This is a genomic window from Corynebacterium sp. CQ3829_602738, assembly GCF_054478435.1.
On the sequence record NZ_CM137003.1, the window covers coordinates 618,209 to 634,112 of the forward strand.

Here is a 15,904-nt window from a genome sequence, read left to right on the forward strand (position 1 = left end):
GATGCGGGACCCGTCTTCCGGTTTACCGGGCGTTAACCCTGTGGTGGCTTAGGGTTAAGGGCTGTGTAACCAGCCCGTTGTTTTTGCTACCCGGAAATAATGGCATGTTCACCTACACCGCGCTAGGGGTGCGTGCCAAATTGTGACGGGAATCATAGAATCTAACACTGCTTTCGTCGGCCGGGGTTGGGTGCGGGGTGCGTCCGGAGGGCGTCGACAAGCAATGTGACCTGCAGAAAGGCTAGCACCCTTCGAGATAGGCTACCGTCAAATCGCGCAACGCAAATGGGAGCGCAAGCCGGTGGGGCCTAGACTGCTTCGATGTGGAAACCAACAACAACCCCGCCCCGAATAGGTCCGAAGTTGCGCATGGAACCGTGCCCGCAGTGATGCGTTTCAGCGCAGTGGTGGTGCTTCTGCAGTGCGCCGCGATGTTCATCTACGCGGCCTCTTTGATCGTCTCCCAGTTCACCGAGCACACATCGACGCTGGAATCGGACTCCCCCGCAGCGAACTACGTCAACATCGGCACCGCGACGTTCCTTGCGATCATCTTCGGCTACATCGCCTACGCCGCGGTGAGCACGCTGAAAGGCAACCCCCGCGCCACCGGCGCGATCGTGCTGGTGGAAGCGATACTGGCGGGCGTGGCCGTGTACATGTTCCGCGGCGGCGTGCCGCTGCTGGGCGCGGCGACGCTGGCGTCCGCGGTGCTCGCGCTCATCGGCATCTTCCACCCGGCCACACGCGAGTACAACGAGGCGCGCTACGCGCAACGCAAAGCGCGGCGCACCCAGTAGAGCGCCGCGCTAGGGGGAGGGGGTAAGGCCGTTTGTTTAGGTGTTGGCCTTCAACACAACAACTTCGTCTCCGCGCTTTTCCACCACGGTGGCACCGGCGGAAGAGATGTGCACCGGGCCGCTGTAGCCGCCGCGGTCGACCGGGATGATCTTGTCCACGGCGTTTTTATCCCAATCCACCACGGCAATGCCGCTGTCGGAGGCGTAGAGCAGCTTTTCACCGGCGGAAAAGCCCGTGCCCAGCGCGCCCTGGAACACACCGGTGACGGCGAGCGCCGCGGGCTCCATCAGCAGCAGGGAGTTGTTCTCCCAGTACGTCATGTGGTGTGGTAGGTCAGCCACAGGCAGATTCTTCACAATGCCGTCTGGGCCAAGCTCGGGGCTGTCCATCTGCGGCACTGACGAGGAGCTGATGTTGGTGCCCTCCTTGTCGTAACCGCGGACCTCGGAGGTCGTCGGGTCGTAGACCGCAGCGGCATCCTGCGAGATGGACACCAAGTACGCGTCCGGGCTGATCTCGATGTTGGCCACAACCTCCGGCTTGCGCGAATCCTCCGGCGTGGCCTCCTGCAGGCGCAAATACGCGCCGTCGTCGCATATTTCGGTGACGGCCACAAGCTCCGTGCGGGTCAGCGCGGAGGTGATGGTGCACTCGTTGGGCTGCATGTCCGGCTCCTGCTTCGCCTCCACATAGCCGTATTCCACGGTGCGCACCAGGTCGGAGCGCCACACCTCGGCGCGCTGGGAGCTGGCGTAGCCCACCCGGTCGTTCGACGCCAAGCGCACCACGTTGTCCGGCGCGCTAGCCGAGCGGGTGCCGGCGTACTTGCCGGTCTTCGCGTCGATGGCAACCACGTCGCCGCAGCCCGCGTTGTCGCGGTAGGTGGCCACAACCTTGCCCCAGGCCTGGTCCACCAGGCACAGCTCGTTGGGACGCTCGTACGTCCACGCCGTCTCACCCTCCGGGGTAGTGGCGGTGAGCGTGTGGTCGTTGTACGTGATCACCATGCCGCTGGCCACCAGCGGCTGGTCGCGGCCGGACGTGTCCGGCAGGGAAAAGCCTTCGCTGAAAGACTTCGGCACCACGGCGAGTTGCCCGTAGTCCTGGTGTTCTTCCTGGGCAGAATCCAGGTGCGCGTCGCGCGCGGGGGCGGTGAAAAAGGCGGTGCCCAGCAGCAGCGCTGAGACACCTGCGATCACTCCGGTAGCGATCAGGTCGCCGCGGGTGCGACGCAGGGGAGAATTCATCGCCGTTTCCTTCCTGAGGCTCGTGCTGGGCGTGCCCCGAGCACTTTACGCGGGCGTCCCACTCGTGCTGTAGCTGAGTCCGGGATATCCAAGGTCTCGTGCAGCTCCGGCGAGGTGGAGAACCACTCCGGCAGCTCGCGGGCACCCAGCGACAGCTCGTCGTTAATCGCTTCCCACTTGCGCACCTCGTCGTAGCCCACCAGCGTGACAGCGGTGCCGTTCTTGCCGGCGCGGCCGGTGCGGCCGATGCGGTGCACGTACGTCATCGGGTCATCCGGAGTTTGGAAGTTGATCACGTGGGTGACGTCTTCGACGTCGATGCCGCGGGCGGCGACGTCGGTGGCGACGAGGATGTCGGCCGAGCTGCGTCGAAAAGCATCGAGCGCCGCCTCGCGCGCACGCTGGCCAAGATCGCCGTGGACCGCGGCGACGGTAAAGCCGCGCTGCGCGAGGTCTTCCGCAAGCTCCGCGGCGGAGCGCTTCGTGCGGGCGAAGATGATGGTGCGCCCGCGGCCGCGGGCCTGGAGGATGCGCGCGACCACTTCGGGCTTGTCCATGCGGTGGGACTTCAGCGCCACCTGGCGGGTGGTGTCGTGGGTGCGCGGGGCGTCGGCGGACTCGGCGCGGATGTGCACCGGAGTGTTCATCTTCGCGCGCGCAAGCGAAAGAATCGGACCCGGCATGGTGGCGGAAAACAGCATCGTCTGCGCGTCATCGCGCACCGCCGCCCAGAGCTTTTCGATGTCGGGCAAGAAGCCCATGTCCAGCATCTCGTCCGCCTCGTCGAGCACCAGAATCGCCACGGTGGATAGTGTGAGGTCGCCGCGCTCGTGCAGGTCAATCAGGCGCCCGGGCGTGCCGACGACCACGTCCACGCCCGCTTCCAGCGCCGCAATCTGGTCCTCGTACGGGCGGCCGCCGTAAATCGTGGTCACGCGCACCGGCGTCTCGGAGGCGGCGTAGGCGAGGTCGTCGCCGACCTGCACGGCGAGCTCGCGGGTGGGCACAATCACCAGCGCGCGCGGGGTGCCGTCGAGCTCGTCGATGTCGGCGTCGTCAAACACGCGGTCTAAGAGCGGGACACCGAAACCGAACGTCTTGCCCATGCCGGTGCGGGCTTGCCCGATGATGTCCCGGCCCGCCAGCGCGCGGGGCAGCGTGAGCTCCTGAATGGAAAAGGGGCGCACTATGCCGCGCTGCGCCAGCGCATCGGTGATTTCAGCGGCGACGCCCAGCTGAACAAACGTCGGCGGCAGCGATTTGTCGCCAGCCGGGGCGCCAGTTGAGGCGCGGTTGTGTTCACTCTCAGCTGAATAGGGCACGCGTTTATCTTAACTACAGGCCGTTACAATGGCGCCATGGATATCAAGATCGGTCTTGCAGACAGCCCCCGCGAACTGACGATCAAGCTGCCGGAGGGCCAGGACGACATCATCGCCACCGTTGAGCAGGCTATTGACGGTGGCCAGGCCACCTTGAAGGTGGAGGACGACAAGGGCCGCGTTTACCTCATCCGCACCGACCGCATTGTGTACGTGGAGCAGGGTACTGCCGCAGCCCGATCCGTCGGGTTCATGCGCTAAATTACGCATTTATGGCACAACGGCACGGCGCACATGAGCGGGACGCCCGCGGCGGCTCCACCGGGGGCGGCCACGGGGCGCACCGCCGCCCTGGCGATGGCGAATTCGGCGCCCGTGAAACCGGCGACGATGATTTCGGCGACTGGTTCGATAGCTGGGATCTCGAATCCGAAGATTCGGAGCCCGCGCGCCCGCGCCGTCGCAGTGACGAAAAGCGCACGCGCAAAAGCGCCAAGCTTCACGGTGCCTCATGGGGGCCCAAAACCTCCTCGAAGCACGCCGAGGCTGGTGATGGCAAGCTCGCCGCGTTTGCGCAGGAGTACGGCTGGCGTGCCTACGCCATCCCCGTGCTGGCCGTGATCACGGTCTTTGTGCTGATCAACATGTTCCAAAACCCGGAGGACCTGGCCGTTGGTTCCACCGCTTCCTCTGCTGAGGAGGAGGAATCCGCAGCGTCTTCGCCCGCGCAGCGCGAGGAAGACCCGGACGGCGGTGTGGAGCCGTTGGAGCCGGCGAAGATCGCCGAAGGCGAGTTTGATCCGCACAACTTGCCGCCGGGCGGGCCGTACACCACCACCGGAGCCGGCACCTTCTACGAAGTGGGTGCTCCAGGCATGACCGCAGGCGAAGGTACCGAGTTGGTGGTGCGCTTCGCCGTGGAGGTCGAGCATGGCATCGACACCTCGGGCTACGGCGGGGATGAGGCGTTTGCGCACATGGTTGACGCGACGTTGAGCGATCCGCGCGGTTGGATCAACGACCCGCGCTTCCGCTTCGAGCACGTCAGCGTCAACGACGACCCGTCGCTGAAAATCCGTCTGACCTCTTTGGACACCACGGCGGAGCTGTGCGGCGTGCAGATCGGCACCGAGACCAGCTGCCGCACCCGCATCACGGGCGAGGACACGGTGCTGCTCAACGAGTCGCGCTGGGTGCGAGGCGCCGTGCCGTTCCAGGGTGATCTGGGCAGCTACCGCCAGTACCTGATCAACCACGAGGTGGGCCACGCCGTGGGCTTTGCGGAGCACGTGCCGTGTCCGGAGCCGAACGCGCTGGCGCCGATCATGATGCAGCAGACCTTAAGCCTGAACAATGCGCAGCTGCGGGAGATGAGCCCGGAGGACAATTACCCGGACAATCCGGACACCTGCCGGCCGAACCCGTGGCCCTACCCGCGCCCCGCGGCGCTGTAGGAGGCTGTAGGTGGCAGAGCAAACGGCACAGCAGATCCCCGGACATGTGTTGTCGGCGTTCCAGCTCGACGGCCGCGCGGGCATCCCTTTAGGCCCGGAGTGGGACAACGGCGTGCGCTTCGGCCGGGTGGTGGTCTCCGAGGCCAGCGACACTGCGGCCTGGTCCGGCAAGGCCCGCGATCATGCCGGCGAGTTCGGGGCGGGCATCGCGGTGTCGCGCCCGGTGCGCGCCACTGACGGCCGCTTGGTCGTCGGTGGCTTCAAGGCCAGCGAGTTTGTTGAGGGCCAGGTGCGCGCGCGTATCGACGAGGCCGTGTCCGCCGCCCTGAGCTACGACGAGGCGATGGCCGGGGTCGAGGCGCCGGCGGCGGACCGCGGCGACGCGTTCGCTACGGCAGAGCGCGCGGTGTGGCGCGACTACACGCCGCAGCCAGACGACGTTGTGGCGCACATGGATTTTGCGTCCTGCCTGCTCTTTTCCGGGGATATGGTGCCGACGTTGACGGACCTTGTGCCGTCTTCAGGCAAACGCCCCCGCGGCTTTACCGCGGCGCTGGTGATTGTGGACGGGCTGTTGGCGAAGGCCTGCGATGCTGCCGTGCTGGACCGGTGGGCGCACGTGCCGGGGCTGCGGGGGCTGGCGCGGCGCGCGCTGGAGTACCGCCTGGCCTGCGCGAGAGCTGCAGGTTCGGACATACGTTCGATAGCTGAGGGGGTTGGTCGGGCGCTCGTGTCGGAGTGAGTGACACAATCAACGGCATGACTTCCACCAGACCCTCTCCCGTGCCCCCGGCCGCACTCGAGCCGAAGGCCTACCTCGTGCCACGCACACGACCGGACACGCGGCGCGAATGGCCGGTTGAGCTGCCCCAGCAAGGCCTGTACAAGGTCACCGGTGAGCCGGGTTCCGGGGTGTCGAGCTTCCTGCTGGACACCGCCGCGGCCGCGATGCGCAGGCACGCGGGCAGCGAGGCGGAACACGGTCCGGGCGGGGTACTGGTGCTTACCGATTCGAAGGAGACCGGCGCGAGGCTGCGCGCGGAGCTGGCGGACACGCTGGCCGCTTCCGGGTTTGTCTCCGACGAACCGGTGGTGCGCTCCGTGCACTCGCTCGCGTTCGCGCTGGTGCGACAGCAGATGGACGAGGAGCTGCGGTTGATCTCCGGCGCGGAGCAGGACGCGGTGATCCGCCAGCTGCTGCAGGGCCACGCCGAAGACGGCGGCGGCACCTGGCCCGCGGAGCTGCGCCCGGCGCTTCCCATGGTCGGTTTTGCGCGGCAGTTGAGGGACTTTCTGCTGCGCGCCATTGAGCGCGGCCTGGGCCCGGAGGACCTGGTGGAGCTGGGCCAGCGCCACGGCATTGGCATCTGGTCCGCCTCGGGCGACTTCTTGCGGGAGTACCAGCAGGTGATGGCGCTGTCCGGCGCGCACCGCCTCTCGGCATCCGAGCTGATTGCGGCCGCCTTGGAGGTGGAGCTGCCGCGCACGTGGCACACCGTGATTGTGGACGACGCGCAGCACCTGGCGCCGGCATCCGCGGCGCTGGTGCAACGGCTGCTGGAGCAGGCGGACCTCGGCGTCGTCGGCGGGGATCTGGAGCAGTCCGTGTTCCACTTCCGCGGCGCCTCCCCGGCGTTTTTCAAGGACCTCGGCGGATTGGAGCACGAGGTGATCGACCTCGGCGCCACCCGCAGGACGCCTGTGCGGTCCGCCGCGATCGCAGATTCCAGCGCGGCCGAGCTGTCGCTCGTGGCGGACTCGCTTCGCCGCGCCCACCTGGAGGAGGGCGTGGCCTACCGCGACATGGCGGTGGTGGTGCGCTCCACGCCGCTGCTTGAGCCGATGCGGCGCGCGCTGCTGCGCGCCGGGGTGCCGGTTTCGCTCAACCCCACCGACCTGGTGCTGGGGGAGCAGCGCATTGTGTCGGCCCTGCTGCTCGGAGTGCGCGCGCTGTACGAGGAACTTTCGGCCACCGAGTGGCGCGACCTGCTGCTCAGCCCGGTCGGCGGCGCAGACCCGGTGACGCTGCGCAGGCTGTTGCGCGGCCTGCGCCGCTGGTCGCCGGAGACCCGCGCGGAGGAAAGCCTGCGCGAGCTTTTGGCCACCCCGACCGCGCTCCCGGACTTCGGCACCGTGCTCACGGACCGCGAGCTGGACATCCTGCACCGAGTGCGCGACGTGCTCGACGCCGGGCGCAGCGCGCTTGCAGGCGGCGGCACGGTGGAGGAAGTGCTGTGGGCGCTCTGGCACGCCACGGGGCTGTCCAACCGGCTGCTGGCGTCCGCGCTGCGCGGCGGCGCCACCGGCTCGCAGGCGGACCGGGACCTCGACGCCGTGATGGCGCTGTTTGACGCCGCGGGCGACCACACGGAGCGCAGGCCCAGCGCGGGCATCGAATCCTTCGTCGCGTCCATCACCGAGCAGGAGCTGCCCACTGGCGTGCGCGACCGCCGCAACGCCACCCCGGACGCCGCAGCACTGCTCACCGCACACGGAGCGGTTGGCCGCGAGTTCCGCCGCGTGGTCGTGGCGGGCGTGCAGGAGCTGACGTGGCCGAGCCTGGGGGAGACCGGGTCGCTGTTCCGCCAGGAAGACCTGGTGGACCTCATCGACAAGGACGTGGACCCCGGTGTGCCCGTTTCCCACATCAACGAGCGGTTGGTGGAGGAGCGCCGCCTGTTCACGGTGGCGGCCAGCCGCGCCACGGAGCAGCTGTTGGTCACCGCCGTAGAAAGCGACGACGGCGAGGAAGTGGAGCAGCGCTCGCGTTTCGTGGAGGAGTTCTGCCGCGACTTCAAGGTGCAGCCGCGCGAGGTGCGCATCGCGGGCACGTCCGCGGACGCCGCCCGGATCGTCGGCCAGAGTGCGGGCGCTGCCGCTGGGGCCGAGGGCGGAAGCACAGTGGTGCGCGTGCTCGCGCACGACGACCTGATCGCCGAGTTCCGCCGCGCGCTGACAGACCCTGCATCCACAGAGGCACAGCGCAGCCAGGCGTCCCGCCAACTCGCGCGGTTAGCAGCCGCCGGCGTGTTGGGCGCGGACCCGGAGCAGTGGTGGACGACCACGGAGCCGTCCACAAGCGAACCGCTCGAGGTCTCGCCGGCGCTGTCACCGTCGCGGGTGGAAAAGCTGCTCGCATGCCCCATGCAGGCCGTGCTGGAACGGATGTCGGGCCTGGATGAATCGCTGGACATGATCTACGGTGCCATGGCGCACGCCTACTTCGAAGCGCTGGGCAACGGCATGGATGCCGCCGAGGCGCTGGATGCGACCGTGGCGGCGCGCCGGGCCGCGGATAACGCCCCGGAGTGGAAGGTTGAACGCGACATCGCGGACTTTCGGGCCATGCTCGAGCGCACCCACGGCTGGCTGCAGGCCAGCCGCGGGGCGTTTGAGCAGGTCGCGGTGGAAGCGGACGTGAACGTCCAGGTCAGTGACAATGTGCGCATTCGCGGCAGGCTGGACCGCCTCGAGCGCGACAGCAGCGGCGCGGTGCACATTGTGGACCTGAAAACGAGCGCGTACCCGCCGACCGTGGACGCCACCGCGGACAACCCCCAACTGGCCACCTACCAGCTGGCGCTGGCGCACGGCGAGTTCGACGGCGGCAAGGTGGTCACCGCGCGCGACGGTGCGAAGGCGCTTTCGGTGGGCGGGGCGGTGCTGGTGTACCCGAACGCCAACAAGACCACGCTGAGCACCCGCGAGCAGGCTGCGAAAACCAGCGAAGAGCTCGCCGCGCTCGCCGTCGCGCTCGACGGGCTGACCGAGGAAACCACAGGACCGACGTTGCTCGCCGTGGTCGGCCCGCAGTGCGACCGCTGCGCTGTGCGAGCGCTGTGCCCGATCCAGCCGGAAGGAGCGACGATCCACCATGTCTAACCCCACCCCGATGTCTCCCGTGCTGCTGTCGCGCTACCTGGGGCAGCAATACCCGCCGACAGACCAGCAAGCCGCCGTGATCGGCGCGGAGCCCGGCCCGCTGCTGGTGGTTGCCGGCGCAGGTGCGGGCAAAACCGAAACCATGGCCGCGCGCGTGGTGTGGCTGGTGGCCAACGGCTACGCCCGGCCGGATGAGGTTTTGGGTCTGACGTTTACCCGCAAGGCCGCTCAGGAGATGGGCAAGCGCATCTGGGACCGGCTGGGCTCGCTCGCGGCCAACACCGACCTGGTGCGCCGCCTCGACCCGTCCGGCGAGCTGGCGAAAAACCTGGAGGTGATCGCGCCTTCGGTGTCCACCTACGACTCGTACGCCGGCGAGCTGATCCGAGAGTACGGCCTTTTGGTGCCGGTGGAGCCGGACGCCCGGCTGATCACGGATGCGGAGCTGCACGCCATTGCCACCGACGTGGTGGTCAACTACTCCGGTGGGCTGATCACGGAGTTGGGCTCCAACCCGTCGCTGTCCACCGTGGTGGAGGACCTGCTGGCGCTGACCACGGCGATGGGCAACGAGCTGGCCTCGCCCGAGTGGGTGCGCGAGCACGCGCACGACTTCCTCGCAGAAACCGAGTCGTACCCCATGGCTCCGCGCGCCCGCGTGGAGTTCACCAAGGTGCTCACGAAATGGCGCTCCAAGCAGGAAATACGCGTGAACATGCTGCCGCTGGTGGAGGAGCTGGCGGCGGAGCTGCGCCGCCGCGGCGTGGTCACGTTCAACGAGCAGATGTCCGTGGCGGCGAAGCTGGCGCGCGACCACCAGACGGTGGGGGAGTCGCAGCGCTCCCGTTACCGCGTGGTCATGCTGGACGAGTACCAGGACACCTCGCACGCGCAGCGCGTGCTGTTGCGCAGCCTGTTCGGTGAGGGCGCGGACCCGTCGCTGACAGTGACCGCAGTGGGCGACCCGATGCAGGCGATCTACGGCTGGCGCGGCGCGACCGCCGCCAACCTGGCCGCGTTCGTGGAGGATTTCCCGTCGCCCGAAGGCGCGGCGCCGAAGAAGCAGCTGACCACCTCCTGGCGCAACCCGCCTGAGGTGCTGGACCTGGCCAACGGCGTTTCCGACGCGGTGCTTGGCACTGCCGAGGACAGGGCGGTGGCCGCGTTGCAGGCGCGGCCGGCCGCGGATGCGGGTGATGTGACCCTGGGCTTCTTCCCGGACCAGGACGCGGAAATCGCCTACGTGGCGGACGCGCTTGCGCAGGAATACCGGGCGGCGGCGCAGGAAGGACGCGCGCTTTCCGCGGCCGCGCTGGTGCGCAAGAACCGCCACTCGCCAGTGCTCGCGGCGGCGCTGGAGGAGCGTGGGGTGCCCTACGAAATCGTGGGACTTGCAGGGCTTCTCGACGTCCCGGAGGTCGCCGACACCGTCGCCATCGCCACGATGCTGGTGCGCCCGGACGACACCGCCGCCGCGCTGCGCGTCCTCGGCGGACCGGCCGTCGGCCTTGGCCTGGCTGACCTGCAGGCATTGGCGTCGCGCGCGAACAACCTGCACGGCTCGGGCGTTGATGCCCCGCCGGAGGCCGCCCCGGCGGACGCGGCGGAGCACCTGCACGCCCAGCTGGAAGAGCTCGTGGCCCGCGCCGCAGAGATCTCCGCCAGCTCCGACAAACCCGAGGGACTCACCGACGCCCTGGCAGACCTGGGCGAGCCGGAGCGCTACAGCGAGGAAGGCCTCGCGCGCATGCGGGACACCGCGGCGAAGCTGCGCTGGCTGCGCACCCACAGCCTGGGCAAGCGCTTAAGCGACCTGTTCGCCGACATCATCCACGTCTTCGGCATCCGCACCGAAGTGCTCGCCCGCGGCTCCGCCACGGGTGCGGTGCACCTGGACCGCCTGCTTGAGGAGGTTGCCGCGTACCCGGGCGCGAGCCTGGACGGGCTGCTGCACTTCTTCGAGCTCGCCCGCAGCTTCGAGGACGGCTTGGCCCCGGGATCGGTGGCGGTGAAGGAGGACCGGGTGCAGATCCTCACCGCGCACAAGGCCAAGGGGCTGGAGTGGGACACCGTGGCGGTGCTGCACGCGGACGCGGCAACGTACAAGTCCAAGACGGAAACCTTCCTCACCTTCCCTCGCTTCCTTCCGACGGAAACGTTCGGCGACCCGGACGTCTACCCGGTTTTCGCGGACGTGGAAAACCGCTCGGACTTTGAAAAAGCCGGCAAGGCTTGGCTCAAGGAGGTGGCCGGGGATCTGGCCGAGGAGGCCGCCCGGCTGTTCTACGTGGCGGTGACCCGTTCCGGGAAGAAACTCATCGTCACCGGCTCGCGCCGCCGCGAGAGTGTTAAGCGCGAGGCGGAGCCCTACGAGCACTTCGCCGCCATGCGCGAGCGGGTGCCGGAGGAATGCGTGGTGGTGTGGGACGACGGCACCGCGCCCGAGGCAGACACAGAAGAAACCAAGCAGGAGACGGCCGCGCCGGAATCCGGCCGCTGGCCTCACTACGCGCCCACGCCGCGCGACATTGCGGCCGCCCAAGCGGTCCGCGCCGCCATGGACGCGCTGCCGGACTACGCCGACGGCGAGCTGTTCTCGCTCTGGGAGCGCGACGCCACAGCCTTGATTGAGGAGCACGACGCCGCCCAGGCAGCGGACGTGCCCGTGGTTATGCCTGGCGAGCTCACCGCCTCCGACGTGGTGGCGCTAAAGGCGGACCCGGAGCAGTTCGCCCGCCGTGCCCGCCGCCCTGTGCCATTCAAGCCGAACACCTACGCCAAGCGCGGCACCGCGTTCCACGAATGGCTGGAGCAGTTCTACGGCGCACGCCCGCTGCTGACAGAAGACGAGCTGCCGGGTAACGACGAGGCAGAAGTTGACCGCAAAGTCCTGGAGCGGCTGAAGCGCAACTTCGAGGCCAGCGAGTGGGCCGGGCGCACACCCGAGTACGTCGAGCACCCCTTCGAGCTGGCACTGGGCGATTCTGTCGTGCGCGGGCGCATGGACGCCGTGTTCGCCGACGATGACGGTTGGGTCGTGGTGGACTGGAAGACTGGCGAAAAGCCAGGCCGCGACGCGATGGAATCGGCCCAGCTGCAGCTTTCGGTCTACCGCGAGGCGTGGCGCCGGATCGCACGTGACGGCAAGCCGGTGCGGGCGGTATTTTTCTACGTGCGCACGGGCGAGACGTTCGCGCCGCGCGCCTTGCCGGATCTTGACCAGCTCGAGACAATGCTCGGAGGCGCGGGCACCGGCACGCCCGGCGAAGACATTGCACTAGAAAGCGAGGAGCGGCAGGGATGAAGCTTCGGAGTCTGTTGTCGCTGCGCGCAGACGCGACCAACCTCACCGAGATCCCGGTGCACAGCTTGCTGGACGTTGTGAACATCCCCACGGCGGCGCGCGCCACCCCGTGGTCGCTGATCGCGCGCCGCTTCTTCTACGCGTTGCTGCTCATCGTCGCCGTCGCGTTCGTGGCGTACTTGGACAGGGACGGCTACTCCGAACCTTTGACGTTCATCGACGCGCTGTATTACTCCGCGGTGACGCTGTCCACCACGGGCTACGGCGACATCACGCCGGTGACGCAGTCCGCCCGCCTGATTAACATTTTTCTGATCACCCCGGCCCGCGTGGCCTTCCTGATGCTCCTGGTCGGCACCACCTTGTCGGTGCTCACGGAGGATTCCCGCAAGACACTCCAGATCCAACAGTGGAGGAATAGCGTGCGTAACCACACTATTGTCATCGGCTACGGCACCAAGGGCCGTTCCGCAATCGACGCCCTGATCGCCGGCGGCGCGTCGCCGTCCTCGATCGTGGTCATCGACCCGGACCCGGCCGCACTCACCGTCGCCGAGAAGCGCGGGCTGATCACCGTCCACGGCAACGGCACCAAGTCGGACGTGCTGCGCGTGGCCGCCATCAGCCGCGCGCGGTCTGTGATCGTGGCGCCGTCGTCGGACGACACCGCCGTGCTGATCACTCTGTCGGTGCGCGAGATGGCGCCGAGCGCGATGATCGTGGCCAGCGTGCGCGAAGGCGAGAACCAGCACTTGCTCATGCAGTCCGGTGCGGACTCGGTGATCGTCTCCTCCGAAACCGCGGGCCGCCTGCTCGGCATCGCCACCGTGACCCCGCCGGTGGTGGAGATGATGGAAGACCTGCTCAGCCCGGACGAGGGCTTCGCGGTTGCGGAGCGCCCGATCGCTGACGACGAGGTCGGCGCGAACCCCCGCCACCTCGCCGACATCGTGCTGGGCGTGGTGCGCTCCGGCGAGCTCTACCGCATCGATTCCCCCGAGGCGGAGACGGTCGAGCCGGGCGATCGCCTGCTGTACGTGCGCATGAACGGCGCGATCACCAACCGGGATTAACCGGATGCTGTTGCTCATCGATGCTGCTGGGCGCTTCCCACTCGGTACCGACGGGGAGCCAAAGCTTTTCGACGCACCTCCGGCCGCCACCGAAATCACCTCCCGCGTGCACGTGACCCGCGAGGTCACCGCGGCGCGGGTGCACGGCGTTGACGCGGCAGACCTCGCCGGGCCAGGCGGGGCTACCGGGGACGCGCGCACTCACGCCTGCCACCCGCTGGCGGCACGTGCGGTCGGTTTAGTCAACGCCCGCGAGCGCACCCGTTTCGACCCGGCGGACGGTTCCGAGGTGCGCTGGGGCGACGGCGGCATCGTCGCCCGCGGCGCCACCGGCCGGCCAATCTTCCCGCGGCTGGACCCGTGCGTGATCGGCCTGGTGGAGGACCCGAAAGGCGAGCGGATCCTGCTGGTGGAAAACGCCCGCCGCCCCGGCTACCTCACCCTGGTGGCAGGCTACGTGGATGTCGGCGAGACCCTCGAAGCCGCGTTCGCCCGCGAGGTGTGGGAGGAAACCGGTCGGCGCGTAACCGGCGTGCGCTACCTGCGCTCCCAGCCGTGGCCACTCTCGGGCGCGCTCATGCTCGGCATGGCGGCGCGCACGGCGGACGTCGATGCGCAAGCGCCCACCGACGGCGAGCTGACCCGCACAGTGTGGGCCAGCCGCGACGAGCTGGACGAACTTACGCTCGCGGCGGAGGGCACCATCGCCCGTGCACTCATCGATGACTGGGCGCACACGCCACAAACACACAACCCGGAAGGAGCACACCCATGGCGATAGACCTCAGCGTGCTGGATGAGGACCAGCGTGTGGCGGCGGAAGCGCCGCGCGGGCCGGTGTGCATCCTCGCCGGCGCGGGCACCGGCAAAACCCGCACGATCACTTATCGCATCGCCAACTTGATCGACCGCGGCCAGGTCGCCCCCAACCGCGTGCTGGCGGTGACGTTTACCAAGCGCGCCGCCGGCGAGATGCGCGACCGGCTTACCGCCATGGGCATCGGCGGGGTGCAGGCGCGCACGTTCCACTCCGCGGCGATGCGCCAGCTGCAGTACTTCTGGCCCCAGATCGCGGGTGATCTGCCGTGGCGGGTGTTGGACAACAAGTTCCCCATCGTCGCCCGCGCCACCCGCGCCGCAGGCTTGGACACGGGCAAGGAAATGGTGCGCGACTTGCTCAGCGAGATCGAGTGGGCGAAGTCGTCTGTCATCGGCCCGGAGGACTACGTGCAGCGCATCGCCGACTCCCCGCGCACCCCTCCGGCGGACGCGCAGAAGGTCGCGCAGGTCTACCGCTTCTACGAGGAGGCGAAGACCAGCCCGGAGGGCATGCTGATCGATTACGACGACCTGCTCATCCACGTCGCCGGGGCCCTGGAGAACGCGCCGGCGGTGGCGGAGGAGTTCCGCGCGCAGTACCAGTCGTTCGTTGTGGACGAGTACCAGGACGTCACCCCCTTGCAACAGCGCGTGCTGGAGGCCTGGCTGGGCACCCGCGACGACCTGACGGTGGTCGGCGACGCCAACCAGACCATTTACTCGTTTACCGGCGCGACCCCGGATTACCTGCTGAACTTTTCGCGCACGTACGAGCACGCGACCGTGGTGAAGCTGCAGCGTGACTACCGCTCGACGGTGGAGATCACGGACCTGGCCAACACCGTCATCGGCAAGGCCACCGGCCGCATCGCCGGCACCCGCCTGCAGCTTGAGGGCATGCGCGGGCACGGCCCGGCACCTGAGTTCAACGGCTACGACGACGAGCCCGCGGAGGCACGCGCGGTGGCGCAGAAGGTGCGCAAGCTGCTGAACGACGGCGTGCCCGCCCGCGAAATCGCCATCTTGTACCGCATCAACGCCCAGTCCGCCGCGTTTGAAGCAGCGCTGGCGGACGAGGGGATCGTCTACCAGGTCCGCGGCGGCGAGGGCTTTTTCCAGCGCGCGGAGATCCGCGAGGCGTTCGCGCAGCTGCTGCGCGCCTCCAAGCGCACGGACCTGCCGGACGATCCGGTGCGCATCGCGCGTGCCGCGCTCGCCCCCCTGGGGCTGATGCCGGAGGAGCCGGAGGGCGCGAAGGCACGCGAGCGCTGGCAGTCCCTCAATGCGCTGGTGGATCTGATCGAGGAGATCGTGCGCACCCGCGAGGCATCCAACATGGCGGAGGTGCTGGGATCGCTGCGCCGCCGCGCGGAGGCGAAGCAACCCCCAGCGGTGGACGGGGTGACCCTGGCCAGCCTGCACGCCGCGAAGGGCCTGGAGTGGGACGCGGTGTTCTTGGTTGGCCTGGTGGAAAAGACGCTGCCGATCTCGCACGCGCTGAAAGCCGGCGACGAGCAGATCGAGGAGGAGCGCCGCCTGTTCTACGTCGGTGTCACCCGTGCGCGCGAGCACCTGCACATGTCGTGGTCGCTGGCGCGCCAGGAGGGCGGGCACAAAAACCGCACCCGCTCGCGCTTCTTGGACGGGCTGGTGCCGGAGCTGGAGGTGGAAAAATCTCCGCAGCGGCTCAAGCGCGCGAAGCGCTGCCGGGTGTGCGGCAACCAGCTAGGCACGCCCGCGGAAAAGTCCCTGGGTCGCCACGAGGAGTGTGAGCCGAACTTCGACGAGGCCGTCTACGCCGCGCTGAAGCGCTGGCGGCTCGACGTCTCGCGCGCCGCCGGCCAGCCGGCGTTCGTCGTGTTCACCGATGCCACACTGATGTCGATTGCGGAGGCCATGCCTGCAGACGAGCGCGAGCTGCTCGGTGTGTCCGGCGTGGGCCCGGTGAAGGTGGACAACTACGGCGCGGGCGTGCTCGAGGTGCTGGGGCAGTTCCGCTAGA

11 protein-coding genes are annotated in these 15,904 nt (G+C 68.4%); 9 read left to right on the forward strand and 2 right to left on the reverse strand.

Annotated elements, in window-relative coordinates:
- Positions 1 to 323: 323 nt before the first annotated feature.
- Entirely contained in the window at positions 324 to 800 is a 477-nt protein-coding gene (locus tag ACX1NL_RS02985; RefSeq protein WP_458898568.1) for a hypothetical protein, read from the forward strand.
- A gap of 36 nt (positions 801 to 836) precedes the next feature.
- Here ACX1NL_RS02985 and ACX1NL_RS02990 read toward each other — a convergent pair whose 3' ends face one another.
- Positions 837 to 2,048: an Rv3212 family protein gene (locus tag ACX1NL_RS02990; protein WP_458898569.1), complete on the reverse strand. Its 1,212-nt coding sequence runs from the start codon at positions 2,046 to 2,048 to the stop codon at positions 837 to 839.
- Complete coding sequence (locus ACX1NL_RS02995) at positions 2,045 to 3,304, reverse strand: DEAD/DEAH box helicase (protein WP_202032306.1); 1,260 nt, start codon at positions 3,302 to 3,304, stop codon at positions 2,045 to 2,047. Before ACX1NL_RS02995 ends, ACX1NL_RS02990 begins: the two co-directional genes overlap by 4 nt.
- Positions 3,305 to 3,406: 102 nt before the next feature.
- Here ACX1NL_RS02995 and ACX1NL_RS03000 point away from each other — a divergent pair, with 102 nt between their 5' ends.
- From ACX1NL_RS03000 to ACX1NL_RS03035, 8 genes are read left to right on the forward strand one after another with little or no spacing between them, the layout of a single operon-like run.
- Complete coding sequence (locus ACX1NL_RS03000; RefSeq protein ID WP_194560880.1) at positions 3,407 to 3,631, forward strand: DUF3107 domain-containing protein; 225 nt, start codon at positions 3,407 to 3,409, stop codon at positions 3,629 to 3,631.
- 11 nt (positions 3,632 to 3,642) lie between these two features.
- Complete coding sequence (locus tag ACX1NL_RS03005; RefSeq protein WP_311389822.1) at positions 3,643 to 4,824, forward strand: DUF3152 domain-containing protein; 1,182 nt, start codon at positions 3,643 to 3,645, stop codon at positions 4,822 to 4,824.
- A 10-nt stretch (positions 4,825 to 4,834) separates the two neighbouring features.
- Positions 4,835 to 5,566, forward strand: coding sequence for a hypothetical protein (locus ACX1NL_RS03010; protein ID WP_448237320.1), 732 nt, complete (start codon positions 4,835 to 4,837; stop codon positions 5,564 to 5,566).
- Between the two features lie 17 nt (positions 5,567 to 5,583).
- Entirely contained in the window at positions 5,584 to 8,706 is a 3,123-nt protein-coding gene (locus ACX1NL_RS03015; RefSeq protein WP_458898570.1) for a PD-(D/E)XK nuclease family protein, read from the forward strand.
- Positions 8,699 to 12,010 carry an ATP-dependent helicase gene (locus ACX1NL_RS03020; RefSeq protein ID WP_458898571.1) on the forward strand — a complete coding sequence of 1,104 codons (3,312 nt, stop codon included), beginning with the start codon at positions 8,699 to 8,701 and terminating at the stop codon, positions 12,008 to 12,010. Before ACX1NL_RS03015 ends, ACX1NL_RS03020 begins: the two co-directional genes overlap by 8 nt.
- Positions 12,007 to 13,083 (forward strand): potassium channel family protein, encoded by a 1,077-nt coding sequence (locus ACX1NL_RS03025; protein WP_181889968.1) that lies wholly within the window; start codon positions 12,007 to 12,009, stop codon positions 13,081 to 13,083. Before ACX1NL_RS03020 ends, ACX1NL_RS03025 begins: the two co-directional genes overlap by 4 nt.
- A 4-nt stretch (positions 13,084 to 13,087) precedes the next feature.
- On the forward strand, positions 13,088 to 13,864 hold the full coding sequence (locus ACX1NL_RS03030; RefSeq protein WP_458898572.1) for an NAD(+) diphosphatase: 777 nt from the start codon (positions 13,088 to 13,090) through the stop codon (positions 13,862 to 13,864).
- Positions 13,855 to 15,903, forward strand: coding sequence for an ATP-dependent DNA helicase UvrD2 (locus tag ACX1NL_RS03035; RefSeq protein ID WP_458898573.1), 2,049 nt, complete (start codon positions 13,855 to 13,857; stop codon positions 15,901 to 15,903). Before ACX1NL_RS03030 ends, ACX1NL_RS03035 begins: the two co-directional genes overlap by 10 nt.
- Position 15,904 lies beyond the last annotated feature (1 nt).